Here is a 25997-nt window from a genome sequence, read left to right on the forward strand (position 1 = left end):
CAGATTATAAAATCCAAGCCTAGCTTTTTAACTTACACACTTTACGGGATAGTGTCTCTGATTTTTTTTATTTACTGCTAAAAACTTTACTGTAAAGGAAATTGGTCTATTCACCATTGGCTTCTTTGTCTTTCCTCTTTTTGCCCTTTTGCCTATTAATCCTATATATTTTTCTTCACTATTTGCTTGAGTGTGCTGTAGTCTTTTTCACTCATCGATTTCTTCGGAAACATATAATTGTATTTTCCTTCCAGGGAAATAAATTTTTCGTTGATATCAAACCTCTCAAAATCTTTCCACAGACTCAGCTCTTCCCGGTTATCGAGATTCACATTAAAAGATTCTTCATTAAACCTGATTTCATAGATTTCAGAGGTTTCCAATGATTTTAGATATCGGATAACTTCTTTTTTCCATCTTGACACTTTACTGATGCTTACAGAAAGATAAACAGCACAAAGAAGGAAAATAAAACTTATAAAATATAAAATCCCGAAGTTCTCTCCGCTCAGGCTGTCTTTCATACAAAATGTGATGAACAAAGCCAATCCCACAATAATCGTTGAAATAGTTTTCCCCTTGGTAGTAGGTGAAAAAAATAAGCTTCCCTGGTTCCCGCTGAAATAAATTTCCTCGAAATCTTTTCTGTTTACATCTAACCTGATTACTTTTTCGCCATTCATTTCTTAGAAATATTTAGTTTGTTTTAAAAGTCTACAAAGCTAAATGAAATAGTCTGAATCCGGAAAAATATTTTAGTTAAGAGATCAAATTAACCTCTTGAAGCATTCACATAGTCTACAAAATCACCCCTCTTCATATTTATCGCTTATAGCGGAAAGCTTCTGCATCAGCTCACGGTTTTTCTGTTTTAAATCATCCATTTTCCGAAGCATATCATGAATAACTTCCAGGCCGGGTAAATTGATTTCCAGATCATAATGCCAGTTGGCAAATCTTTCAAAGGCAGGCAGGTCTTCATACGTCAGATACCGGATTTCATTCTCCGTCTGCACGCTTAAAAGGCCGTATTCTACCAGTTCATCAAAAAAAGTAATTTCGATATTGTATATTTTTACGAGTTCTTCCCGTGATATTCTTTCACTCATGGCTCAGGAATTTTTTAATTGTTCAAAAAGTTCTTTCTGCTTTTCAGTAAGATTTGTCGGCATTTTGATTTCATACGTCACAAACAGGTCTCCGAACTGTCCTTCTTTTTTGTATACCGGAAAACCTTTTCCTTTGAGTCTCACCGTCAACCCGTTTTGTGTTTCCGGTTTTACTTTCAGATTGACGCTTCCATTAAGGGTATTTACTTTCACATCACCCCCTAAAACAGCTGTGTAGAGATCAACTGTAACTTTTGTTTTAAGGTCATCTCCTATTCTTTCAAAATCCGGATCTGCCGGAATGGTAAATGTGATGTATAAATCTCCGGCCGGGCCTCCGTTGATACCGGGATTCCCATGCCCTTTCAGCTTAATCTGCTGACCGTCATAAACACCTGCAGGAATTGTAATTCTTACTTTTTTGCCATTAATATCAAAAGTCTGCGGATGTGTTTTGGCTGCATCTTTTAAGTTTAAATTCAGCTCGGCCTGAATATCCTGGCCTTTAAATTTCCCTGATGCGCTTCCGCGCGAACTTCTTCCAAAACCTCCACCACCCCCGAACATACTTTGGAAAAAGTCGGAAAAATCTTCGCCCTCTCCAAAATCTGCACCTGAAAATCCACCTCCATAATTCTGATTCTGATACTGTCTTTGCTGTTGCTGACTTTTTTCGTATTCTTCACCATGTTTCCAGTTTTCTCCATATTTATCATATTTTGCACGGTTTTCCAGATTACTGAGAACTTCATTCGCCTCATTCAGTTCTTTGAATTGTCTTTCAGCTTCCTTATCGTCCGGATTAAGATCCGGATGCAGTTTTCTGGCCAGTTTTCGGTAAGCTTTTTTGATGTCTTCCTGCGTTGCGCTTTTATTTACGCCTAAAATTTTATAGTAATCTATATAAGCCATAAAGACGATTGTTTACTCAAATTTAAAAAATTTGCCCCTGAAATTAATACAACAGAATGTTAAAATAAACTTATCTTTGATAAAAAGCGTTACATGAAAGAGGTTTTTAAAAACTATTCGGGAATTATACTTTTACTTTTGGGAATTACCGTTGGAAGCATTATCGGAATTACAGCTCCCGGTTTTGTAGATTATCTCAAACCATTAGGTGATATTTTTCTTAATCTGCTTTTTGTCAGCGTAGTTCCACTGGTATTTTTTGCCGTCTCCAATTCAATTGCTTCCCTTGAACAGCAGTCGAAGTTTGGGAAAATCATCTTTGTCATGTCTTTTACTTTCCTCCTCTTTATATTGGTAGCTGCCATTTTTACGATTTGTGCAGTCTATCTGTTCCCGGTTTCCACGATCTCCGGAAGTGCTGATATAATCAATGAAGCAGCCTCTGAAGATACCTGGGGCAACAGGATTGTTAGTTTTTTCACTGTTGGAGAATTCACGGAACTGTTTTCAAGAAAAAACATGCTTGCTCTTTTAATTTTTGCTTTTTTAACAGGTTTTGCAGCCAGGAAATCAGGAGAAAAAGGACAGCCGTTCAGAATATTTATTGCTTCAGGCTATGAGGTGATGAAAGAATTGCTTTTATTAATTATGAAGCTTGCCCCAATCGGTTTGGGAGCTTATTTCGCCTATCAGGTAGCCACAGTGGGGCCACAGCTTTTCGGATTTTATGCAAAACCATTAGGCCTTTATTATATTGCCGGAATCATTTATTTCCCGGTATTTTTCTCGATCTATGCTTTTATGGCCAACGGGCAAAAAGGTGTCAAAAGCTTTTGGACCAATGCGATTTATCCTACTCTTACTGCTTTAAGTACCTGCAGCAGTTTTGCAACGATGCCTGCCAATTTACAGGCAGCTTCAAAAATAGGCATTCCGAACCCTATTGCGAATCTTGTAATCCCCATCGGAACTACTCTCCACAAAAACGGGTCTTCAATGTCTTCGATCATTAAAATTTATGTCGCCTTTTTAATTATCGGAAGAGATTTTTTTGACCCTTCCAATCTTCTGCTGGCTTTGGGAATAACCGTTTTTGTAAGCATTGTAGCCGGAGGGATTCCGAATGGAGGCTATATCGGTGAAATGCTGATGATTTCCGTATACAAATTACCTCAGGAAGCCATTCCGGCAGTAATGATTATCGGAACATTGGTTGATCCTCTCGCAACAGTTTTAAACGCTGTAGGTGATGTTGTGGCTGCAATGTTTGTGAACAGGTTTGTGAAAGTTTCGTCCTGACCTGAACAAAAACACAAACATCTGTGAAATCTGTGGTCGGATTATAATTTTATACAAATTTCAGACTCTCGCCTATCAGGCGAATTAAGCAGATTCTTCTTCGTGTTTATACATCTTATTAATCAATATTAATCAATGCAATCCGATCCTATTCACTGCGTTTTATAGCTTCAAGGTTTTCATATTCTTCGGGAGTGAAAAGTCTGTAATGAACTTTAAATGTTTTTCCTAACGGGGTTTCCAGAGAAAAGCCTCCCGGTCCGAAGCCATCTGTAGCATCTAATGTAAAATGGGAGTACTTCCAGTATTCAAAAAGATCACGGTCAATCCAGAATTCGTGTCCGTTGATGGTTCCGATCATTGCGTCATTCATTCTCGGAAAGAAACCTCCTTTTTCAAAACACTGCGGCTGTGTTCCTTCACAACATCCTCCAGCCTGATAAAACATAAGGCCGCCGTATTTTTTCTCCAATTCCCAAATAACTTCCAATGCTTTTTCCGTTGCGGACAGTCTTGATATTTTAGGTTCCATTTTTTAAGTTTTAATTGGGTAGGTCGATTAACCGTAAGGCATATTTTTTCTTTCATTATGCTTTAAGACGCAGGAAAATCAAAAAGTTTTTAACTATAATAATTTTACGTCATTCCGGAAGAATCCAGACTTTTCTGTGAATGTAAGGATTCTTCTTTCATCAGAATGACTCACAAGATTAAAATAAATTACGTCTGAATTTCAAACGGTCTTTCCGTTTCACAATTTTATAGCTCGTTTCAAGACATAAAGTTAAAAATAGCCCGGCAAAAAAAATCATCTGCCAGGCCCACAAAAAACTCTGAAAATTAATTTGAGCCGGCAATATCGAGAACGATCCTGCCGTCAATCTGTCCTTTTTTCATTTTATTAAAAACATCATTGATGTCTTCAAACTTTGCTGCAGTTACAGTAGCTTTTACTAAGCCTTCATTGGCAAAATCCAATGCTTCCTGAAGATCTTTCCTTGTTCCTACGATTGATCCTCTCACGGTAATTCTTTTTAAAACCGTTTCAAAAATAGGCAGCTCAAAGGAACCCGGAGGTAAACCATTTAATGCAATCGTTCCTTTTCTTCTCAAGACATCAATTCCCTGTTTGAAAGCAACCGGAGAAACTGCTGTAATCAGGGCACCATGCATTCCACCTGCTTCTTTATGTAAATATTCTCCGGGATCTGTATTTTTTGCATTGACTACCAGGTCTGCACCCAACTTTTTCGCCAGTTCAAGTTTGTCATCAGCTACATCAATAGCAGCCACATGCATTCCCATTGCTTTTGCATACTGAACCGCAACATGGCCCAATCCGCCAATTCCTGAGATCGCAACCCATTCACCGGGCCTTGTTTCAGTTTCTTTTAATCCTTTGTATACAGTAACTCCTGCACACAAAATAGGTGCTATTTCCAAAAAATTGACATCAGGTTTCAGATGGCCCACATATCTTGAATCGGCAATAACATATTCTGCAAAACCGCCGTCTACACTATAGCCACCATTTTTCTGGGCTTCACAAAGGGTTTCCCAGCCGGTAATGCAGTAATCACAACATCCGCAAGCACTGTATAACCATGGAACCCCTACTGCATCTCCTTCTTTTACATGGGCTTCGGGGCCACAGGCAACTACTATTCCTACTCCTTCATGGCCCGGAATAAGAGGCATTTTCGGTTTTGCCGGCCAGTCGCCATCTACAGCATGTAAATCTGTATGGCATACTCCACAGGCTATGACTTTTACAAGCACTTCATATCTTCCGGGTTCTTTTACAGGAACTTCTTCTATTTTCAGGGGCTGCCCATAACCTTGAACAACAGCAGCTTTCATCGTTTTTGGAATCATATTATTTTTGAATTAGTTTTTAATTTTTGGTTAAAATTTCTGCTCATCCGGAACAGTTCAGACAAGACGCGTGAGGGATAGGAAGGGCGGCGAGGAACGAGCCGGTGCGGAATGAAATGGAGCACCGAAACGAAGTGAAGCCCTGGATAGCCCGACCGCTTTACCCCGTTGCTAAAACGGGGTAAACGGGCACGCCCTAATATTTAAAATTAAAAGAAACCTAATTTGTTTTTGTTGTATGAAATCAACATATTTTTAGTCTGACGGTAATGATCCAACATCATTTTATGGTTTTCTCTACCGATTCCCGACTGCTTGTAACCTCCGAAAGGTGCTCCTGCAGGGTAAGAATGATACTGGTTTACCCATACTCTACCCGCCTGGATCTGACGCGGAACATTGTACAGCTGATGTGCATCCCTCGTCCAGACTCCGGCTCCAAGCCCATAAATGGTATCATTTGCAATTTTAATTCCTTCTTCCTCATCTTTAAACGTAGTGAAAGCCAGAACCGGCCCGAAAATTTCTTCCTGGAAGATTCTCATTCTGTTATTACCCTTGAAAATCGTAGGCTGAATATAATAGCCACTTTCAAGCCCTTCTCCGACATTGTTTACATCTCCGCCTACGAGAACCTCCGCTCCTTCTTCTTTTCCCAATTTGATATAGGAAAGGATTTTATCTTTCTGAATCTGTGAAGCCTGGGCTCCCATCATCACGGTTTTATCCAAAGGGTTTCCTACTTTGATCGCTTTCACCCTTTCAATTACTTTTGCAATGAATGCGTCTGCAATATCTTCCTGAACCAGTAGTCTTGACGGACAGGTACAGATTTCTCCCTGATTCAGGGCAAAAAGTACAGCTCCTTCAATTGCTTTATCCAGAAATTCATCATCTGCATCCATTACCGAACTGAAGAAAACATTTGGAGATTTCCCACCCAATTCTAATGTTACCGGGATAATATTTTCAGTAGCATATTGCATCACCAGACGACCTGTAGCAGTAGAACCCGTAAATGCTGCTTTTGAAACCTTAGGATTGGTCACCAAAGCTCTTCCAAGCTCGGCGCCAAAACCATTGACAATATTCACCACTCCTTCAGGTAATAGATCTCCGATGATCTCCATTAATACCATAATGGAAATCGGGGTACTTTCCGCAGGTTTCAGCACAACACAGTTTCCTGCAGCCAATGCCGGAGCCAGTTTCCAAACAGCCATCAGTATGGGAAAATTCCAGGGGATAATCTGTGCAATAACGCCTAACGGCTCATGAACGATAAGAGAAACCGTATCTTTATCCAGCTCATTATGGGAGCCTTCTTCTGCACGGATTACAGAGGCAAAATATCTGAAATGATCGATTGCCAGGGGTATATCAGCAGCAAGCGTTTCCCTGACTGCTTTTCCATTATCGATGGTTTCCACCGTTGCAAGATATTCCAGATTTTGTTCTATTCTGTCTGCAATTTTATTCAAAATAATGCTTCTTTCCGTAGATGAAGTATTTTTCCAGGTTTGAAATGCTTTTTCTGCTGCGTTTACGGCAAGCTCCAAATCTTCTTTAGATGAATGGGCCGCCTGAGTGAATTTCTTTCCGTCAACCGGGGAAACTACATCAAAATATTGTCCGTTAACCGGTGCTGTAAATTGTCCGTTAATATAATTATCATATTGGCTTTTGAATTCAGGCCATTGTAAAAGGGTTTCTGATTTCTGTTCTGTAATCGTGCTCATATTAGTGTAATTTTAATTTTTCTGTAAAGCCAAATTACACCGCACTGCAAAAAAAGATATAGCACAATCCTACAAATAAACTGCAAAATAGTGCAGACGCTTAATTTTATCATTTCATTAACAGCTGCATGACTTTAAAATTTCTATATTTGAGTAAGAGGCAACAAAAAATGTTTAGAAATGAACAATAATAAATTTTTATTAAATACTCCTGAATTAAAAAAGGAAAACCAGCTTTTGAGCCTAATTGAAAATCAGACGAAATTCAATCTAAACAATTGTGAATTCAGTATCTATGAAACTCATAAAGCAGCTTTTGATGTAAAACTTCATTTTGAAAGTATTGCCTTTACGGCGATGCTCAGAGGGAAGAAGCATATGAAACTGGAAAATAAAACCAATTACTTCGATTATTTCCCGGGAGAAAGTGTTTTAGTAGCTCCCGGAGAAACAATGGTAATTGATTTCCCCGAAGCTGATGAAATCCCTACACAATGCATTTCTTTAAGCCTTAATCCTGATTTTATAGAAAATTCTTTAAATCATTTAAATTATCACCTCCCAAAAGTTGATGAAACCTCACAATGGAACATTCAGCTGGATGAGTATTATCTTTTTAACAATCAATCTCTTGCCTCTGCCACCAACAATATCATGAGAATTGCCATGGATGATAATTCCCAGAAAGATATCATGGCCGATTTTGCTTTGAAAGAACTTCTGATACGGCTTATGCAAACCCAGGCGAGAAGCATGGTAGAAAAAAATATTGCTAAAAATAAATCGAGGATCGGTTTTGCTGTAGATTATATCAGGAAAAATATTCACCAGAAGTTATCAATTGACAGCATTGCAAAACTGGCCTATGTGAGTAAGTCGAATTTCTTTAAGATGTTTAAAGATGAGCTTGGAACTTCTCCCAACGAATTTATTCTTCGAGAGAGGATCAACAGAGCTAAAGAGTTACTGGCCAGCCAGAACAGCATAAAAGAAACCGCCTACCAGACCGGCTTTTCAGATACCAATTATTTCACAAGGGTATTTAAACAACTGGTGGGTGTGACACCGAAAAGCTATCAGAACGGATTTGGGGTTTTTGAATAAGAAAGCCCTGTCCGAAGACAGAGCTCTGATAATTTATTAATTTTATAGATTAGTAACCTGGGTTTTGTTGGATACCCGGATTTATATTGATTGCTCCTATAGGAATTGGCCACTGCCATTTGGTGCTTGCAGATGCTAAAGTAAGGGTTGGAGCCGCAGATCCGGAGCCTGAACTTGAAGCTCCCTGACTTGGCCTCGTTAAAGATAACCCTAATCTCTTAAGGGTATACCATCTGTCAGCTTCCCCCATTAATTCCAATCTTCGCTCCTTTTGGATTTCGTCCCACAGTGCAATACCCGTTAAATTAAGAGCCGTATAATCAGAATATCTTGACTGTCTTAATTTATTCAGCAGCTCCAAAGATTTGACAGGATTGGAATTAAACGCTGCCTCAGCACCATTGAGATATACTTCTGCAGTTCTAAGGTATTTATAATTTACAACATTTGGCAAAGATCCTCTCGTATTATATTTAATCACATTGATATAGCTTTGCCCGGAATATGGACTAACCTGAAAATAAGTATTTTTTCTAACATCCGTAGCTTTGTACTGGCTATAAAAATTTTCGTAAACTACAAATTCCGACCTGATAAATCCTGACACAATCTGATTATATGAAACCCCGGTAGTAACTCTCTCTGCATCTGAGTTCAATATTTCAAATAAAGTTCCATCTTGCTCAGTACTATTCCAAACTTTAGGAAACTTATCAATAGCGCCTACGCTTGGAGACAGCCCGATAGATTCTTCTGCTGCCGCCAGTGCTTTTACATGATCTCCTTTAAACAAATACACTCTTGAAAGCAATCCTATTACTGCAGCTTTGTTTAAACGTCCCTTTGTAAATGGTGCAGCGGTATTGTTTCCGGCAGGAATATTTGCCTTTGCATACTCCAAATCTGTTATAATTTTGTCATAAACCTGAGCAACTGTAAGGTTTCTCGTCACAGGATTGTTGGAGGTCGTTTCCATATAGGCAATTCCCAGGGAGTTATTAGCATCTGCCGATTGTGTAGGTATTTTACAATATGCCCTGGCAATATCAAAATGAATGATACCCCTTAAGGCTCTGGCTTCTGCTTCAACCTGTAATGTTTCTGTGGGAGAAAGAATACCTTTATTTAAATTTTCCAGGACAAAATTAGCTCTGGAAATAGCAAAATATGCAGCACTGTATAATCCGATAGTCTGCCCATCATCTGAGCCAAACTCAAGAAGCCATGCTCTGGTATTTGTTAATCTCCCTAATGGATTCTGGATCAGATTATCAGAAGTTAAATCAGCCATAATATTTTGGTTTCCGGCATCTCCACCTGAAAAATATCCTGCAGATTTCATTGCATCATAGATACCATCTAAAGCAAATCTATAATCTGTAGGTGTTTTGAATGCCTCATCAACAAACGTATTCGTATTTGAAAACTGATCCAATTCTCTTTCGCACGATGTAACTACACAAAGAGTAAGCACCAAACCTGAAATAATTATTTTTTTCATTTTTTTTATTTTAAAATTCTACTTGAACACCAAACATAAATTGTCTAACGGCCGGATAACTAAATAATGCAAATGATCCCGATACAAAAGTCTGTCCTGCAAGCAGCTGATTTTCACCTGAACCAACAGCTACTTCAGGATCTCCCTTGAAGCTTGTCCATGTTAATAGATTCTGAGCCTGTACATACATTCTGATTGAATTTAGCGGGACATCTTCTCCCAATACTTTTTTATTGAAAGTATACCCGATCATTAAGGTTCTGAATCTCAAATAGTCTGATTTTTCCAGGAATTGATCGGACGCTCTCAATCCTACTGCAGTTGGTTTTGGCAATACATCAGTATCTCCGGGATTTTTCCAGTAGTTAAATGCATCCAGGCTCATATTATTTGCTCTTGAAGCTGAGCTTTGTAATAATTGTGTTTGATAATTATAAGTATAACCTCCTGTCTTGAATGTAAAATCTGCTGACAAATCAAATCCATATGCCTCTAAACTAAGCCCAAAACCTCCAAAAAACTTTGGAAGAGGACTCTTATCTGTAATATCCTTGATATCTGCTGTAGCGTTATACGTATCTGTAGCGGTTCTTCCATTTACTGTATAAAAATTCTCACCAGCATTTGGATTTTGCCTATCCGTATAATATAACGCTTTTCCATCTGCAGCATTTACCCCTGCATATTCTACCAGTCTGTAGAAATAAGGAGTCTCTCCTACTTTTAAAGCTGTTTCTCCTAAATTTCTTTGTGTACTTACACCATCGAGTGAAAGTATTTTAGCTCTTGGCAAAGATCCATTTCCTCTCAGTGAAAGTTTTAAATTCTCTTTTCTAATGATATCAAACGTAAATTCAGTTTCGAGACCTTCAGTACGCATATCTCCGAGATTTTTATAGATCGCATAATTTCCTGATTCATAAGGTAACGGTAACAGCTGTATAAAATCATTTCTATCCGAACGATATACCTCTATAGCTCCTCTAAATCTGCTTTTAAAAAAGGCAAAATCTACTCCTAAGTTGGTTGTTTTATTAGTCTCCCATTTTATATCCGGATTTCCGGTGATTATGGTAGGTGTCATATTTGCTCCACTCCCGTAATCTCCATATGCTACATATCCTACATTAGCAAAATTTGGAATATTCCTATCATTTCCCGTGGTTCCATAAGATGCTCTTAGTTTGAGATCATTTAAAAATCCTCCATTCAAAAAGTCCTCTTTTCCAATATTCCATGCTACACTTCCACTCCAAAATATACCGGACTTATTATTTTCCCCAAATTTTGAACTTTTATCCTGGCGAATAGAAGCTGTTAATATATATTTCTTTTTATAATTATACTCTGCAAGGCCTAATAAAGAAAATAAAGTACTTCTTACCTTATCTCCTGTGAAAGTGTTTTTATCCGAAGGAATGGTATTCGAAGGAGCATCAGAATTTGGGTTTTTGTAGTTTGTTCCGCTAGCAATAATATTCTCTGTGAATTCATTGTTAAATTCTACAAGAGCTGTAGCACCAACATAATGATCATTGAATTGTTTCTTGAAATCTATCCTATTTCCATAAATATAGTTGAAGCTATAAAATGTGGTTTTTCTAAGTGATCCTAATCCTGCAGCACCATTTATAATAATATCTAATTGAGATCCTCTTTTTAAATTATTTGTATTTACTAAATTATCATATAAGGTATTAAAGTACATTCTATATGATAATGCATCATTAATTTTATATTCCCCAAAAATATTTCCAGTCGCTCTTAACCTCTGTTCAGAATCAAGATTATTCCGCAAGGCCTCAATAATATTAAGCCCCTGTCTTAAATTAAAATTATAGGATCCGTCAGAATTATATACCGGTTCAAACGGATTATATCTATACATTGCTCCAAATGGACTTTGTACATTATTCCTATCCCTGACATTTTCTGTGTATTGATAGGAAATTCCAAGATCTAAACCAACTTTTAGCTTATCACTAAGATTATTTTCAAAATTAAATCGCCCTGTATATCTGTCAAAACCATTAATATCACGTACAATACCTTCATCTTTGTCATATCCTAAAGAGTAATAAAATTTATTCTTATCACTTCCCCCTCTAGCAGAAAATATATAACTCTGTAAAGACGAAGTTCTTAGAATATCTTTCTGCCAGTCATGGTCTAATTTTTTCAGAGCTTCTTCATCAGCTGCAGTATAACTCGGAAGGCCTGATAAACCTAAATTTCTCATTTCCTTTTCATACTGTAATTTCTGGGTAGAATTCATCATTTCAAAATTTAATTCCTTATCAGAGATCTTTTTTGAGAATCCTAGTCTGCTTTCGAATGAATATTGCGTTTTCCCGTTTCTACCTTTTTTTGTCGTTATAACAACAACTCCATTTGCTCCCCTTGAACCATACTGAGATGTTCCGGCAGCATCTTTAAGGATCACCACACTTTCAATATCGTTTGGGTTTACCGCATTGAATTGTCTGGATGTCATATAAATTCCATCAACAATATACAACGGTTCTGAATTACCAATAAGGCCGGATATACCACGAATATTAATCTCAGCTGTCGATCCTGGCTGTCCGTTTCTTGACTGGGAAAAGACCCCTGATGCACGGCCCTGAAGCATATTCCCAACAGAGGTCGTTGGAATTTGTGTCTTTAATTCTTCAGCTGTAACAACAGATTGAGCCTGAGCTATTTCATCTTTGGATTTTTTCTGATACCCCGTTACTATAACCTCCTCAATTTGTTTTTCTTTAGGTATGGTATCTTTATTTACAGTCTGTGCTATTAAAGCCTGTCCTGTAAAAAATAAAACACCCGTTGTTATTAAACGTAATTTTACATTCATGTTTTTGATTTTTATGAAAAACAAATATGTTAATAAATATTAACATTAACAATCCATAAATAACTGAAAAACAATACATTAAAATGTAATAATTTTTATAAAATCAAAGAAATAATGAAAATAAGAAATGTCATTTATTAATGACCACTAAAATATTTTTATTAAAAAACATTTTAATGATTTTTTTAAAAGTTAAAAAAAAAGTGCAGTTACTATAAATTCGACTCATTACTAAAAAAAATTAATTTAAACCAATTTTTTAATGAAACATTTTAATAAGAAATAAGTACAATTTATGAATAGCACGAGAAATTAACAGAATATTCAGGAACAATAACACTACAAAAGAGAATAAATAATTAATTTAAAACAAATTTTATAACATTTATTTAACAAAAAAGAGACGGTCTCAATAGATCAGTAAATTTCCAGAAATCTTCTAAATGACAAAAAGCTGCCAGCAGGATTCCGGGCCGAGGATACTTTTGAGACCGTCTCTTTTATAATATATTTAACTTTGATAATGGTAATACCGAGCTCCTTTCAGGACAGGATTTTCCGGTTCTATAAATTGTAACCCAAAGCCTTTATAATTGGGGTTGATGGATTGAGCTATTTGTTTTCTATGCAGTTTTTCATAGGTTTCAAAATCAATGGCAATCCTGTTATTTAAGTTTTCAAATACATTCCATTTTGAGACTACAGTTTTCCAGTTTTCAGAAATTTTCCCGGAAAAAACTTTTGATTTCGAACCGCTTCCGTACCCTAAGAACCCTATTTCAGAACCTGTTAATTCTTCGTTTTCATTATAAGCAACCTGCAGTGCTGAAAGAAGCGCCATAAAGATCGAAGCTGTGTACATATTTCCAATTTCAGAGGAAGCACGTTGGGATTTTTCTATTTTTTCACTGATAAACTGAAGATAATCATCAGATTTTGCGACTGCTTTTTGTTCTTCAGGTGTTTCATAAGCAAGTCCGTTTTCAAGGCTGTATAATTCTGTAAACACTCTTTTCCCGTGAAATGCATAAGGAAGATGGAAAATAAGGTATTTCCAGTCTTTGTACGGCTGATTTCTGCCTGTAATTTCTTTATAATGGTCGTAAGCCTCCCTGATTCTATCCTGATAACACTGGTTGGAATACTGACCGTCAAAAACAGGTTCATCGGTGAAAATTTCTATTTTATCAGGAAATATTTCAGGGGCATTCATTAAATCTTCTTTTTGATAATGGCGTCTGGGCTTGAAAAAATCAAAAACACTTTCGGTAGCAACTCCCCATTGGTTTTCAATTTCAAGAAGATCCGGATTTGCAGAAATCAGTAAGGCAACTGCACCGCCACCCTGCGTATATTCTCCGGATGAAGCCAATTCATATTTTGCGTAATCGCTGGCAATCACTACTGCTTTTTTATCAGGATTAGACCTCACAAAATCCAACGAATTATGAAGTGCATCCACAGCCCCGATACAGGCAAATGTCATATCTACAACATCACAGTTTTTAAAACACCGCTCACCAAATTCTTTTTCCAGAACTTCCTCCACCATCAGCATGGCATAGGAAGCAGTGGGTTTTGCTGCATCCAGCGCACTTTCGGTTCCCAGATAGATCCTGGATATGTCTTTCGGATTAATCGTATAATCATTTATTAATTTTAATAAGGCTTCTGCTGCAAATGTAGCTGCATCTTCATGAACATCCGGGAAACCCATTTTATGCAATCCTAATCCTTTCTCCAGCTTTGCAGGTTCTATTCTTCTTTTTTCAGCCAAATCTTTTATTTCCAGATACAATGAAGGCGCGTGATAACTGGCCGCTTCTATTCCAAAACTCATACGTTAAAAATTATAAAACACGAATTTAAAAATTATTAGCCACAACACCGCATATTTCGATTAGTATTATTAAATTGCAGTCACTGATGTATTCTGCTGCAAAAAATATTATCCGAAAAATTTTTCCGCAAAAATTTCTTTTTGAAAACGAAATACTTTTCAGGAAAAGCTTATATCCCTTTTACAGAGGGAATAATTGTGAATGTAATATCTGCCGTTCCCGGCTCAAACATTTTATAAGATTAGACAACGGAAACCTGCTTTGTCCTGTTTGTGGCAGCCTGCCCAGATCGAGAAGGCTTTTTAAAATTCTGAATGAAAACTATTTGAATACAGGCCTTTCCGTATTGGACTTTTCACCGTCAAGGGCTATTTTCCGGGCATTGAAAAACAGAAAGGATATCCAGTATTTCCCGACGGATTATGAGAATGAGTTTTTAGCAGATTATCATTTCGACATCACAAAAATAGATTCTGAGCCTGAAAGATTTGATCTTATTCTTTGTTATCATATTCTTGAACATATTGAAAATGATGCTGCCGCTATCAATGAATTATACCGGGTCCTGAAAAAAAACGGAACAGCTTTGATTCAAACTCCTTTTAAAGCCGGAGATATTTATGAAAATTTTGAAATCAAATCTCCTGAAGAACGTTTAAAACATTTCGGACAGGAAGATCATGTACGGATTTATTCTGTAGAAGGATTGACTGAACGACTGCGAAAAGCAGGATTTCAAACAGAAATTAAAGTCTTTGAAAAAGATGACTATCAAGGTTTTTCACCTCTGGAAACGATTATCATCTGTAAAAAATAACAAAAAGCACACTTTAAAAAGTGCGCTTTTCATATCAGTATTTACCTGTGTAACCATTATTTATAATCTTCAATAGCTTTGTTCAGGGCATCGATCTGCTTATTGATGCTTGCTGCGCTTTGAGGGTTTTGTTTCAGCAATTCCATTTTTTTGCTTAATCCGTCTTTCAGCATTTGAGAGATCATCATTTTAGCCTGTGGATTTTGTCCGACCTGGCTTTTCGCCCGGCCTAAAATTTTGGTGATACTTTCCGTAGCTTTCAGATTATCGGAAGTCATGATCCAGTTGAAACCGTCTTCGGCAGCTTTCCCCAGTTCAGGATTCTGGAATTTCACAAACGGGTAAAATGCTGCATAAGAGGCAATATTAGCCATCTGGGAAGTTATTTTATTTTTAACAACAATGGGTAATAATTGTGCCACTAAATCTTCTGAAGCATCTTCCAGGTTAATTTTGTCAGCCATTGTACTCGCTTTTGACGGGTCAACCGTAACAATAGCACCTAAAGAGTTTCCTTTTACCGCATTGGATACAGCATTGATTCCTTTTTCAAAAACCGGGGTATATTTTTTATCCTTTGTTTTGGCCAGGGCAGCAATGGCAGAAGCCTGAACCAATGTCTTGGGATCGTTGGACGCCAGCTTTTCAACATCAGCACCCAATGCTTTTAGCTGTTCAGGATTTGATAAATCCATGAGATCCAATGCTTTCATTCTTAGTCTGAAATACGGATCTTTTAAAGCTGCAGATAGTAATTTTGTTGCTGCAGGACTTTTTCCTACCTGGTCTTTTATGTTTTTTAATGCATTATATCTGCTTTTAAGCTCTTTAGAACCTGTATACTGCATCAAATACTGCTCAGGTGTTTTCGTATCGGTAATATCTGCCAATAAAATCCCATCCGCATTGATATTTACCAGATCCGGAGTTTTTGAAACGTCAAAATTAAATGTACTCTTTGCTTCTGCATTTACCCAAACATTATATCTTTTCGGTTTTCCGTTATCATATACGTCGATTGCCAATGGAAATTCGAACGGCTGGTCCTGAGACTGGTTGATCACCACGTTAACCTGTTTTTTAACCGGCTCAAAGGTGTAAGAATAATTCAGCTTCGGATTTCCGCTTCCGAAATACCACTGATTGAAGAACCAGTTCAGGTCTTTACCGGAAACTTTTTCAAAAGATAATCTTAATTGGTGTGCTTCCGCATTTTTGTACTCATTGGTTTTCAGATAATCATTCATTCCTGCAAAGAATGCATCATCCCCTAAATAATTTCTCAGCATATGAAGAATACCTCCCCCTTTCTGATAAGTTACCAGATCGAAAACATCTTCCCGGGAATCGTAATTGAATCTTACCAGGTTTTTCTTGAAATCGGAAGGATTATGAATGTACATATTCACATCACTCATCTGATGGTAGTCAGCATGGTCTTTCCCATATTTGTATTCATTCCAGAGATACTCGGAATAATTGGCGAAAGACTCGTTCACCGTCAGGTTGCTCCAGCTTTCCGCCGTTACAAGATCTCCAAACCAATGGTGGAATAATTCGTGAGCAATGGTATCTTCCCATTTATTTTCATCGATCAGCTGGCCCGGTTTCTGTAAAATATCGCTTCCATGAAGGGTGGCAGTTGTATTTTCCATTGCGCCGCTCACATAGTCTCTTCCTGAAATCTGCGCATATTTTGCCCAGGGATAATCATAACCCATTTTTTTAGAGAAAAACTCGATCATTTCCGGCGTATTTCCGTAGATCTGTTTTGCATAAGACTCATATTCCTTTTCGATATAATAGTCTACAGCAATATTTTTCCATTTATCTTTCACGATGGCATAATCTCCCACTCCCATAAAAAACAGATAGGTAGAATGCGGCTTATCCATCACCCAATGATCGGTTCTCAATCCGTTTGATTCTTTCTGGGAATCTTTTAAAAGCCCGTTGGAAAGGGTAACATATTTATCAGGAACCGTCATATAAATTTCCTGTGTTGTTTTCTGGTTCGGTTTATCAATCGTCGGGAACCATGCGGAAGAAGATTCAGTTTCTCCTTGCGTCCAGATCTGAGTAGGCTTATCAGCTTCTGTTCCCTGGGCATTGATGAAATACAATCCTTTGGCATCACTAATTGCAGCGCTTCCTTCCTGTTTTACTTCATTCGGACGGGAAGTGTATTTGATGTAAACGGTGTAATCCTGATTTTTCTGATAGGTTTTATCAAGACTGATTTTTAAAATATCATCTTTGTATTCATATTTTAATGGTGTTTTTTTACCATTCTGATCTAAAGCCACTTCATGAATCAACATGCTTTTTGCATCAAGGGTCAGTTCTCCTGTAGGATAAAAGTAAGGTGAAGCTGTTAACCATTCTTCTCCGTTCATCTGTTCTTTCTGATAATCGAAATTAACTTTAAGTTTGGTGTGCTTCAGTTCTGTTACTTTGGTATGCGTTGCTCTGTATACTTTTTCTCTGCCTGAAGTTTCGGTTTGTGCCGATACATTGGCGGAAAATAAAATTCCAAGCAGGGCAACAGATAAAATGGCTTTTTTCATTATTTTTTAGAATTATCTTTTATTAATAGGTCGAAAATATCATTGACTACGGTTTCGTAATCTCCTTTTTTAAGCTGTTCTTTTGTTTTCGCAAAAGCCTTTTTAAGCTCACTTTCAGGGTTCTCTTCATCAATGATGTCTACCGAATCTACACCTTTCAATTGAAGTATGGCATTTTTCAATGCTTCAAGATCTGCTTTTTCTCCGGTATTTATTTTTAAATATTTCATTGTATTATTCTTTTGTGAACGTATTTTTTGTTTCTCCCTGGCTGATTACAAACTGATTTTTTGCCGGATAAAAATCGATAACAATTCCTGCCATGTCAAATTTAAATCTCGTATTCGAAGTTGCTTCCAGAGAAAATTCACTCTGACCTGTGGCTTGAGCCACCAGTTTTTTCTCCCTGATAAAGATATTAATTTTTAAAGGGATATCCGGAGAGGAATATGTTCCTGCATATTTCCGGAGTTCGTTTTCCGGAACTTCAAATACTTTAAAGCCGGGCATCTCAAAGTCTTTTCCCATTGCTGTTTTTATCATTTTAATGGAAATTTCGTTGGTATCCATATCCGACTGGCTGGTACTGAAAGCTATCGCTACTTTCAGATCAGGAAAATAAAACAAAGCTGAACTGAACTTATCAATCCCACCGGTATGACCGAATCCCCAATATGTATCGAAAGGAACCTTCACTAATCCGTAACCATAATTACCAACAAAGTTTTTCATTGTATCCAGACTTTCTTTTTTGATTAATTTTCCTTGTTCCAGACCAAGAATGAATATTAAAAGTTCAGTTGGGGTTGAGATAATGCTTCCGGCTCCACCGGGAATACTCATGTCAGTTTCTGATGAAGCCTCGTACTTCCCGTTCATATACTGGTAAGATTTTGCCTGATTGCCGGAGGTGTCGATTTTTCCGCCAACTTCCGTTAAAGTTAATTTTAAAGGTCTGGCAATTTTATTTTTAATTAATTCAGCATAAGGCTTTTTAAAAACTTTTTCAAGAATAAAGCCCAATAAAATATAATTTGAATTGCTGTATTCGTATTTTGAACCAGGCTCAAAATCACTTTTGTATTTTTTGATGATATTAACCAGACTGCTTTCTGTCTGAGCTTTTGTGTTGTACTGCCAATATTCTCCTTCATTGGTCAGATTATGAATTCCGGTTCTGTGTTGCAGTAAATTTTCTATTGTGATTTTATCAGCATTTGGAATTTCAGGATAGAAATCAGAAAGTTTTTGATCCAGAGAAAGCTTTTGATCTTCCGCGGCTTTCATGATCAGAACTGCTGTAAAAGTCTTACTTATGGAACCTACCCGATATTGGGTATTCATATTGGCTTTCTGTTGTTTCTCTACGTCAGAAAACCCAACTACTTTCAGGAAAGTCGGCTGATTATTTTCTGCAAAAGCAAAGCTTCCCATTATTTTATGGTGTACAAACAGGGAATCAAAGTAATTACCAAGTTTCTCCTTTATCTTATTCTGAGAAAAAACAACACTTGAAATACCAATTGCTGAAAGAAAAAATAACTTTTTCAACATGCTTCTTAGTTTAATCAATATGTTGAAAAAATTCACTGAATGTTACAAAAAAGTAAAGTTTTACCCTTCACATTTGGTCTTTATATTAAACGGCAACGGGAGCTTTAATTCCGGGGTGCGGATCATAGTTTTCTAAGGTGAAATCTTCAAAATTAAAACTGAAAATATCTTTAATTTCAGGATTCAGTTTCATTACCGGAAGTGCTTTCGGTTCTCTTGCCAATTGCTTATTCACCTGCTCAAAATGATTGTTGTAAATATGCACATCCCCAAAGCTGTGAACATAATCACCTGCTTCAAGGCCACAAACCTGCGCCACCATCATCAGCAGTAATGCATAGCTCGCAATATTAAACGGAACTCCAAGGAAGACATCAGCACTTCTCTGGTATAATTGTAAAGACAGTTTTCCGTCGGCTACATAAAACTGGAATAATGCATGGCAGGGAGCCAGCGCCATACTGGGGATTTCGGCAACATTCCATGCAGAAACAATCAGCCTTCTTGAATCCGGATTTTTCTTAATCTGGTCAATAACCTCTGAAATCTGGTCTACCACTTTATGATCTGCCCCGGTCCAGCTTCTCCATTGTGCTCCATAAACAGGACCCAAATCCCCGTTTTCATCTGCCCATTCATCCCAGATGCTTACCCCGTTATCATTAAGGTATTTGATATTGGTATCTCCTTTTAAGAACCAAAGCAATTCGTAAATAATAGATTTTAAATGCACTTTTTTCGTCGTTACCAAAGGAAAACCTTTTGAAAGGTCATATCTCAGCTGATACCCGAAAACACTTCTCGTCCCGGTACCTGTTCTGTCGGTTTTATCTGTTCCATTGTCTAAAATATGCTGTAAAAGGTCTAGGTAATTTTGCATTTTGAGCGTTTAAATAATTATAACAGACTTCAAAGTTAATAAAAAAACAGCTGTGAAGTTCTCTTCACAACTGTTTTATTTCAACAAAAAATTATTACTTATTTTTTAATAATTTTCTGAGTACTTTTCTCTTTACCATTATCCAATGACAGAACATATACTCCCGGAAGCAGTGATTCTACATTGACTGACTGGGATTTTGTCTCTCCGGAAAGAACCACTTTTCCAAGGCTGTCAACAAGCTGATATCTGAATTCCAAACCTGAACGGGATTTAATATTGATTACATCTTTTACAGGATTCGGATAAACACTGATGGTATTATTATCAGTTAAAGTTTCTGCAGTCAGTGATGAGACCGTTCCTGAAGAAGCTATTCTCAGGGTATAATCTTCAACCTGTCCATAGCTGAATGTTCCGCATGCTGATGTAGGCAGGGAACTGTATTTCATGATTACCCTCATTCTTGTATCTCCTGTTACAGCAGCCGTTGGGATTGTGATATTTCCAGATACAGGAGAGGTAGTGCTCGCGGCTTTTGACCATGCCAATTCTCCGGCGTCCGTAAAGTCTCCATCACCGTTAAAGTCAATATAAACAGCATAGGCTTCACTATATTTTGTAGATGACCAGTACGGAGTTATCGTGATGGCGTAAGAGCTTCCTTTTGTCACATTTCCGATAACAGACGTGAAATTCTCATATCCCGAGGTACCTGTAGATGCTTTATTAATATTCGCAAATACCACATTGCTGATACGCTCGTCTGCTGTAGAATTTGCAGAAGAAGTACAGTAAGTTGCCGTGGAAGCCGGTGACGTGGTTATACTTACACTGTTGCTTGCCAATGAAATATTTCCTGCTGCATCTTTCGCTTTTACCGTAAAACTGTATGATGTGGAAGGAGACAGCCCTGTTACTGAATAAGTGGTCGCAGAGGTAGAACCTAAAAGACTTGTTCCTTTGTATACGTCATATCCTGTTACACTTACGTTATCCGTAGATCCGCTCCATGATAATGCTGTAGAATTCTGTGTTGTAGAAGATGCTGCCAACTGAGGTGCAGTAGGCGCCTGAGTATCAGTCACCGGAGTTCCGCCGTTATAAGCTGTTCCTAACCCTACGGCATAAAAAGCATTCTGAACGGCAATATGTTCTGCTGAATCAGTACCAAAAAGGTCTTTTGCTGATTGAATCCCGTAAGTCATCGCATTCGTATAATTGGAGTTGGCTGTAAGGTAAGAAGTCTCCAGTCTGTATGCTATTTTTGCAGCTTTTTCAAACCCGATTCCGGTAACGTTAAAGCTGTTTCCTATATCATTCGTTCCTGTGCCTCCCATTACCAGAAGATAAAACCAATAGTTTATAACTCCGCTATTGGTATGAACCCCGCAATAATCATTTTGTGTCTGGCTTGGAAATGCACACCCCGTAGTTGTTGCGTCTTTCCAATAAGTTCCTTTATAGGTATCCGGCTGCTTAGACAATCCTGAATTCGGATTACTAAGAGACCTTAAATAATTAGGTGATACTTTGGTGATCTCTTCACCAATTAAGAAATTCTGCTTTTCAGGGGCATAGGCATTTTCAACTACCGCTCCCCAGATGTCGGAAAAGCCTTCGTTCAAAGCACCGGATTCTCTTTGATAAGCTAACTGAGCTGTTGTCTGACATACAGCATGTCCCAGCTCGTGAGCCGTCACATCAAATGCTCCAAGGGGTTTAAAAGTTGTTGCCCCGTCGCCATACACCATTTCACTCCCGGTCCAAGCCGCATTTTCCCAGGAGTTCCGTACGTGTACGTAGCTGTTTAGTACTGCCCCCTGGTTATCGTAGCTGTTTCTGTTGAATGTATTTTTAAAATAATCATATGTTTTTTCTACTCCCCATTGTACATCAAGTGCCACATCATTACCGGTTGAAGAATGCTCTGCCGTTGTCCAGTTATTATCCGTATCCGTAATATCTGTCTTTACAAGATTGGTATAATCCCCATTATTGTTAGTATAGGTATTTACACCTCCGCCTCTTGTATTATCTCTCAAAACATATTTACCATTCAAAAGAGTGGTCTCTATAGTCTTTGTTCCACTGTATCTTGTCTGGGCACTTCCTGCAACAAAAACCGACAATAGATCCGATTTTGACTTATTTTCTGCTCCGATAGCATTTGCCTGTTTTCCGTAGCCATTTTCACCTGCATGTTTCATAATCGGATCATCAAACAGGATATCCCCCGAATTTGCATCTACATAAATGTGGGACCTTACAAAAGGTTCAGCCGAAAAAATATCAAACTTATAGGATAATAAAAGCCTATAGTTGCCGTCAGAAGCCTGAACCGGAATTAAAACAAGCTCTCCCTTGGGCTGATAGCCCATATCTTTTCCATGTTTTGTATTGGACATTAAAATTTTTGCACCTATGTATTTTACCGCTTTATTAAGTGCTACAGATTCTGAAAGATCTGCATGGGTATTTACCTCTCCGGTATTGTAGATTTCGCCGCTCATACTAACCAGATTGCCTTTTATATAATGCAATATATAATTGGCAAATTCAACCTTAATTCCCTGATGATAAAGCTGATACTTCTCATCAGAAAAATCACTGAACAATTTTGCAGATTCAGTTCTGACCATCTTAGATCCGGCGGGGAGATTTAAAATTTCTGAAAAGAATTTTTCATGATCAGACAATACCAGGTCTCTGGCTGTTGTCCCTGAATTAAAAAGAATAAGTGATGATCTGCCATCTTCACTGTTTATTCTTTGTTGTACATACCGTTGAGCCTGCACACTTACTCCACTTACCAAAAGTGGAATAAAAAACGCAAAAATCAATTTGTTTTTCATAAAAATTATATTTGGTGTGTTATTAAATCATTCCAAATATAAAAATAATACAAACATAAAATTAAAAAAAACTTGCTTTAATTATGAAAAACATATAATTCAATTAAAAATATTGCCAATTTAATAATAATTAAAAATAAACATTTAATAATTATATCTCAATAAAACAATGCAATTATTACAAATAATTTCATAACAATATTTAATTACAATTAAATATTTTGATAATAAAAACAATAAAATACGACTAAATCATTCCTGAAATCATTTTACTATTGATTCATCAACATTCATATATCCATTGAAATTTAAAAAATGATCACCATATTTTTTCAATAATCTGATGGTTATTGTTAAGAGAAAATGTCTCACCTTCTTTCATGCCTGCCATTATTTTAGACAGTGGAGCTTCTTCTGATATCGCCATTATTTTCTGATGATCAACTATGATCATCCCTAAAGAGACCGAAATATAAAAAAGCCCTTTATCTGTTTTTACTAATGCTCCATTTTGAATTTTCACAGATGATTCTGAAGTCATTTTTTGTACAATTACCTGCTGATTTACGACTTCGTTAAGCTGCCGTTGAAGATTATTGATTTCCTGTTGAAGCATTTCGCGGCCTGTTTCGTACTTATCTCCCATGGAACTTTTGGTATCATTGTTTGAAGCTCTGGTTTCTGCAATCAGGTTTTCAAAGTTTTCAATTTTCTCTGTAATTTTTGTTTTTATGCTGTTTAATATATTCTGTTTATTCATCTTTAAAATTTGGCTAAAGCCTTTGTCTTTTGAATTAAAAAGCGGGCTAAAGCCCGCTTACTTATCTATTCAAGTTTAATTATTTAATAGAATCTCTAGTGGTTATAGCTCCATTTTCAACTAAAATTTAACTGGCTTTTCTATTCATTTTTCAAACACAGCATAGTCTGAAACTTTAAAACTGAAATCTTTTCCTGTATTAAAATCTCTTTTCGTTCCGTCAAATATATTTTTAAATGTTCCGGACAAATGATCATCCTGGATACTGAAATCAACAGCCTCTTTTGACATATTCAAAACAACCAGGACTTCATCCTTTCCATTTTTCCGCACGTATGCTAAGATTTTATCGTTAGCGGTAGTATTTAAAAGATAGGTGATGACGTTGGAATCTCCTCCTTTTAAAGCAGGGTTTGAAGATTTCAAACTGAATAAGGTTTTATAAAAATCAGCCATTTGATAGGTATTCGTCCATTTAACAGCATCTTTTTCAAAAAACTCCAGCCTCTTCATATTGGGTAATTCCTGACCTGAGTATAATAGCGGAACTCCATTCCAGGTTGCAGAAAATACGGCCATAGGTTTTGTAATCACACCATATTTTTCATATTCTGTTCCGTTCCATGAATTTTCATCGTGATTTGTTGTAAACCAGGCTCTCATAGAGGCATCGCCAATATTGGAATATCTGATCAGCAAATCTTTTAAATCCTGTAAAGGCAGATTTTTTTTATAATAATCCTCAGATTTATGCATCCAGGACCATGAATAGCTGGCGTCGAAAACTTTCCCGTATTCGGGGGTTTCCAATTCATCAAATTCCCCCAGCCAGAAAAGAGGCTTTATGGTTTCGACTTCTGGGCGTGCCTGCTCCCAGAAATCCACTTCTACCCAGGAAGCAAGATCACATCTGAAGCCATCGATCCCGGTTTCTTTTACCCAGAATTTCATGGCATCAATCATTGCCTTTCTCATTTCCGGGTTTTTATAATCCAGTTCAATGATGTCATCCATTCCGGAAGCAATATGAAATTTTCCGTCCGGATCTTTCAGATAAAATTCGGGATGGGCTTTTGTCCAGACATGGTCCCAACCGGTATGATTGGCCACCCAGTCGATAATCACCTTAAATCCCAACCGGTGGGCTTCGTTCACCATGTGCTTAAAGTCATCAAGTGTTCCGAACTCCGGATTAATTGAGGTATAATCTGCTGCTGCATAAGGACTTCCGAGACTTCCTTTTTTATTTTGCTGCGCAATAGGGGTTACCGGCATGAACCAGAGTGTTTTCACTCCCATTGATTTCAGTCGGGGCATTTCTTTTTCAAATGCTTTGAAGGTTCCCTCCTGAGTATATTGTCTTATATTGACTTCGTAAATATTTGTAGTATGCTTCCAATCTTTCGGCAAATCCATCGTGTTATTTATATTTTGAGTAGTACAGGAAACAATTCCCAGACCAATTACAGCTAATAATATTAATTTTCTCATTGATCTCTTTTTAACAAAAATAGGAATTGTTTTTAATAACAGAGGGGTGAAAGGGTGAAATTACTAAACTGTCAAATCGTTAAATTGTTAAATCGTAAATGATCAATTTTGATTTGCAGGTCAGTTTAATAAGTAGCTTCTATCCTATCATCCTGAAATAAAACAGATCCGTCTGCTTTTCCACATAAAAAGCCCTGGATACAAATCCAGGGCTGTATTTTATTTTATACTTACCATTTTATCTTTCTTCGTTATCATCATCTTCATCATCGAAAACATCATCATTGTAGTCTTCTTCTTCCTCATCATCGAAGCTGTCATCTTCATCTTCAAAGCTGTTGCTATCTCCAAAATCATCATCAAAACTGAAATCATCATCCATTAAAGGCATTGCCGATTTCTTTTTTGATCCGCCTGCATTTCCGCTTTTACTTGGTGCTTTTAATGGAACATTTCCAAATCTGTATACTGTAATCGGATAATTAACTCCTTTGGTTTCTTCAATTACTTCAATAAGTTCACAGAAGAATTCCCAAAGATCTAAAAGACCATACTGGAACTGAGCTTTATCTCCTGTTTTTTCAAATGCCTCATCGATATACACATCCGACATAATCTCACCATCACCATCGTCACTCATATCTTCCAACGGAACACCTTTTACTATTGTTCCATCTTCTTCAAGTAAATTAAAAGTTGAAAGCTCATCTCCCTGCAAGCTGAACGCACTTTTAATTCCTAAATGTAAGTTCCATAGCGTTTGTTTTCCTTTAATTTCGATATCACGGAAAATATCTTCTTTCGCATCTAATATTACGCGGATTTTGTAAACCATA

20 protein-coding genes are annotated in these 25997 nt (G+C 37.2%); 3 read left to right on the forward strand and 17 right to left on the reverse strand.

Annotated features, from left to right (window positions below; translation table 11 throughout):
• Positions 1 to 161: 161 nt before the first annotated feature.
• The 3 genes from PMI13_RS07250 to PMI13_RS07260 all read right to left on the reverse strand — a co-directional run bounded on the left by PMI13_RS07250 (position 162) and on the right by PMI13_RS07260 (position 2021).
• The gene (locus tag PMI13_RS07250; RefSeq protein ID WP_007842268.1) at positions 162 to 683 is read right to left on the reverse strand and encodes a hypothetical protein; all 522 of its coding nucleotides are present in this window, start codon (positions 681 to 683) and stop codon (positions 162 to 164) included.
• A 123-nt stretch (positions 684 to 806) separates the two neighbouring features.
• The gene (locus PMI13_RS07255; protein ID WP_007842270.1) at positions 807 to 1109 is read right to left on the reverse strand and encodes a chaperone modulator CbpM; all 303 of its coding nucleotides are present in this window, start codon (positions 1107 to 1109) and stop codon (positions 807 to 809) included.
• A 3-nt stretch (positions 1110 to 1112) separates the two neighbouring features.
• The gene (locus PMI13_RS07260) at positions 1113 to 2021 is read right to left on the reverse strand and encodes a DnaJ C-terminal domain-containing protein (RefSeq protein WP_007842272.1); all 909 of its coding nucleotides are present in this window, start codon (positions 2019 to 2021) and stop codon (positions 1113 to 1115) included.
• Between the two features lie 93 nt (positions 2022 to 2114).
• On the opposite strand from PMI13_RS07260, the gene PMI13_RS07265 reads away from it, so the two are divergent.
• Positions 2115 to 3320: a dicarboxylate/amino acid:cation symporter gene (locus tag PMI13_RS07265; RefSeq protein WP_007842274.1), complete on the forward strand. Its 1206-nt coding sequence runs from the start codon at positions 2115 to 2117 to the stop codon at positions 3318 to 3320.
• Between the two features lie 148 nt (positions 3321 to 3468).
• On the opposite strand, the gene PMI13_RS07270 is transcribed toward PMI13_RS07265, so the two are convergent.
• The 3 genes from PMI13_RS07270 to PMI13_RS07280 form a co-directional block, all read right to left on the reverse strand.
• Complete coding sequence (locus PMI13_RS07270; RefSeq protein WP_007842276.1) at positions 3469 to 3852, reverse strand: DUF779 domain-containing protein; 384 nt, start codon at positions 3850 to 3852, stop codon at positions 3469 to 3471.
• 308 nt (positions 3853 to 4160) lie between these two features.
• Entirely contained in the window at positions 4161 to 5195 is a 1035-nt protein-coding gene (gene adhP, locus PMI13_RS07275) for an alcohol dehydrogenase AdhP (RefSeq protein WP_007842278.1), read from the reverse strand.
• 209 nt (positions 5196 to 5404) lie between these two features.
• Positions 5405 to 6934, reverse strand: coding sequence for an aldehyde dehydrogenase family protein (locus tag PMI13_RS07280; protein WP_007842280.1), 1530 nt, complete (start codon positions 6932 to 6934; stop codon positions 5405 to 5407).
• Positions 6935 to 7114: 180 nt separating this feature from the next.
• Between PMI13_RS07280 and PMI13_RS07285 the strand changes: the two genes are divergently transcribed.
• Entirely contained in the window at positions 7115 to 8038 is a 924-nt protein-coding gene (locus PMI13_RS07285; protein WP_007842282.1) for a helix-turn-helix transcriptional regulator, read from the forward strand.
• A 49-nt stretch (positions 8039 to 8087) separates the two neighbouring features.
• On the opposite strand, the gene PMI13_RS07290 is transcribed toward PMI13_RS07285, so the two are convergent.
• The 3 genes from PMI13_RS07290 to PMI13_RS07300 all read right to left on the reverse strand — a co-directional run bounded on the left by PMI13_RS07290 (position 8088) and on the right by PMI13_RS07300 (position 14236).
• Positions 8088 to 9539: a RagB/SusD family nutrient uptake outer membrane protein gene (locus PMI13_RS07290; RefSeq protein WP_007842283.1), complete on the reverse strand. Its 1452-nt coding sequence runs from the start codon at positions 9537 to 9539 to the stop codon at positions 8088 to 8090.
• Positions 9540 to 9549: 10 nt separating this feature from the next.
• Positions 9550 to 12396, reverse strand: coding sequence for a SusC/RagA family TonB-linked outer membrane protein (locus PMI13_RS07295; protein ID WP_007842284.1), 2847 nt, complete (start codon positions 12394 to 12396; stop codon positions 9550 to 9552).
• A gap of 511 nt (positions 12397 to 12907) precedes the next feature.
• The gene (locus PMI13_RS07300) at positions 12908 to 14236 is read right to left on the reverse strand and encodes a hydroxymethylglutaryl-CoA synthase family protein (protein WP_007842285.1); all 1329 of its coding nucleotides are present in this window, start codon (positions 14234 to 14236) and stop codon (positions 12908 to 12910) included.
• Between the two features lie 86 nt (positions 14237 to 14322).
• On the opposite strand from PMI13_RS07300, the gene PMI13_RS07305 reads away from it, so the two are divergent.
• On the forward strand, positions 14323 to 15054 hold the full coding sequence (locus PMI13_RS07305) for a class I SAM-dependent methyltransferase (protein WP_007842286.1): 732 nt from the start codon (positions 14323 to 14325) through the stop codon (positions 15052 to 15054).
• Positions 15055 to 15110: 56 nt separating this feature from the next.
• Here the strand turns inward: PMI13_RS07305 and PMI13_RS07310 are convergent, their stop codons facing one another.
• The 8 genes from PMI13_RS07310 to PMI13_RS07345 form a co-directional block, all read right to left on the reverse strand.
• Positions 15111 to 17621, reverse strand: coding sequence for a M1 family aminopeptidase (locus tag PMI13_RS07310; protein WP_007842287.1), 2511 nt, complete (start codon positions 17619 to 17621; stop codon positions 15111 to 15113).
• Positions 17621 to 17851 carry a hypothetical protein gene (locus PMI13_RS07315; RefSeq protein ID WP_007842288.1) on the reverse strand — a complete coding sequence of 77 codons (231 nt, stop codon included), beginning with the start codon at positions 17849 to 17851 and terminating at the stop codon, positions 17621 to 17623. Before PMI13_RS07315 ends, PMI13_RS07310 begins: the two co-directional genes overlap by 1 nt.
• Positions 17852 to 17855: 4 nt before the next feature.
• Positions 17856 to 19175, reverse strand: coding sequence for a serine hydrolase domain-containing protein (locus PMI13_RS07320; protein ID WP_007842292.1), 1320 nt, complete (start codon positions 19173 to 19175; stop codon positions 17856 to 17858).
• Positions 19176 to 19260: 85 nt separating this feature from the next.
• On the reverse strand, positions 19261 to 20055 hold the full coding sequence (locus PMI13_RS07325; RefSeq protein WP_007842294.1) for a thymidylate synthase: 795 nt from the start codon (positions 20053 to 20055) through the stop codon (positions 19261 to 19263).
• Between the two features lie 98 nt (positions 20056 to 20153).
• Positions 20154 to 22910 (reverse strand): M4 family metallopeptidase, encoded by a 2757-nt coding sequence (locus PMI13_RS07330; RefSeq protein WP_007842296.1) that lies wholly within the window; start codon positions 22908 to 22910, stop codon positions 20154 to 20156.
• Between the two features lie 319 nt (positions 22911 to 23229).
• Positions 23230 to 23670 (reverse strand): hypothetical protein, encoded by a 441-nt coding sequence (locus tag PMI13_RS07335; RefSeq protein WP_007842297.1) that lies wholly within the window; start codon positions 23668 to 23670, stop codon positions 23230 to 23232.
• A gap of 144 nt (positions 23671 to 23814) precedes the next feature.
• Positions 23815 to 25161, reverse strand: coding sequence for an alpha-amylase family glycosyl hydrolase (locus tag PMI13_RS07340; protein WP_007842299.1), 1347 nt, complete (start codon positions 25159 to 25161; stop codon positions 23815 to 23817).
• A gap of 238 nt (positions 25162 to 25399) precedes the next feature.
• Entirely contained in the window at positions 25400 to 25996 is a 597-nt protein-coding gene (locus PMI13_RS07345; protein ID WP_007842302.1) for an IS1096 element passenger TnpR family protein, read from the reverse strand.
• Position 25997: the final 1 nt, after the last annotated feature.

Source organism: Chryseobacterium populi (assembly GCF_000282115.1).
Lineage (GTDB): Bacteria > Bacteroidota > Bacteroidia > Flavobacteriales > Weeksellaceae > Chryseobacterium > Chryseobacterium populi.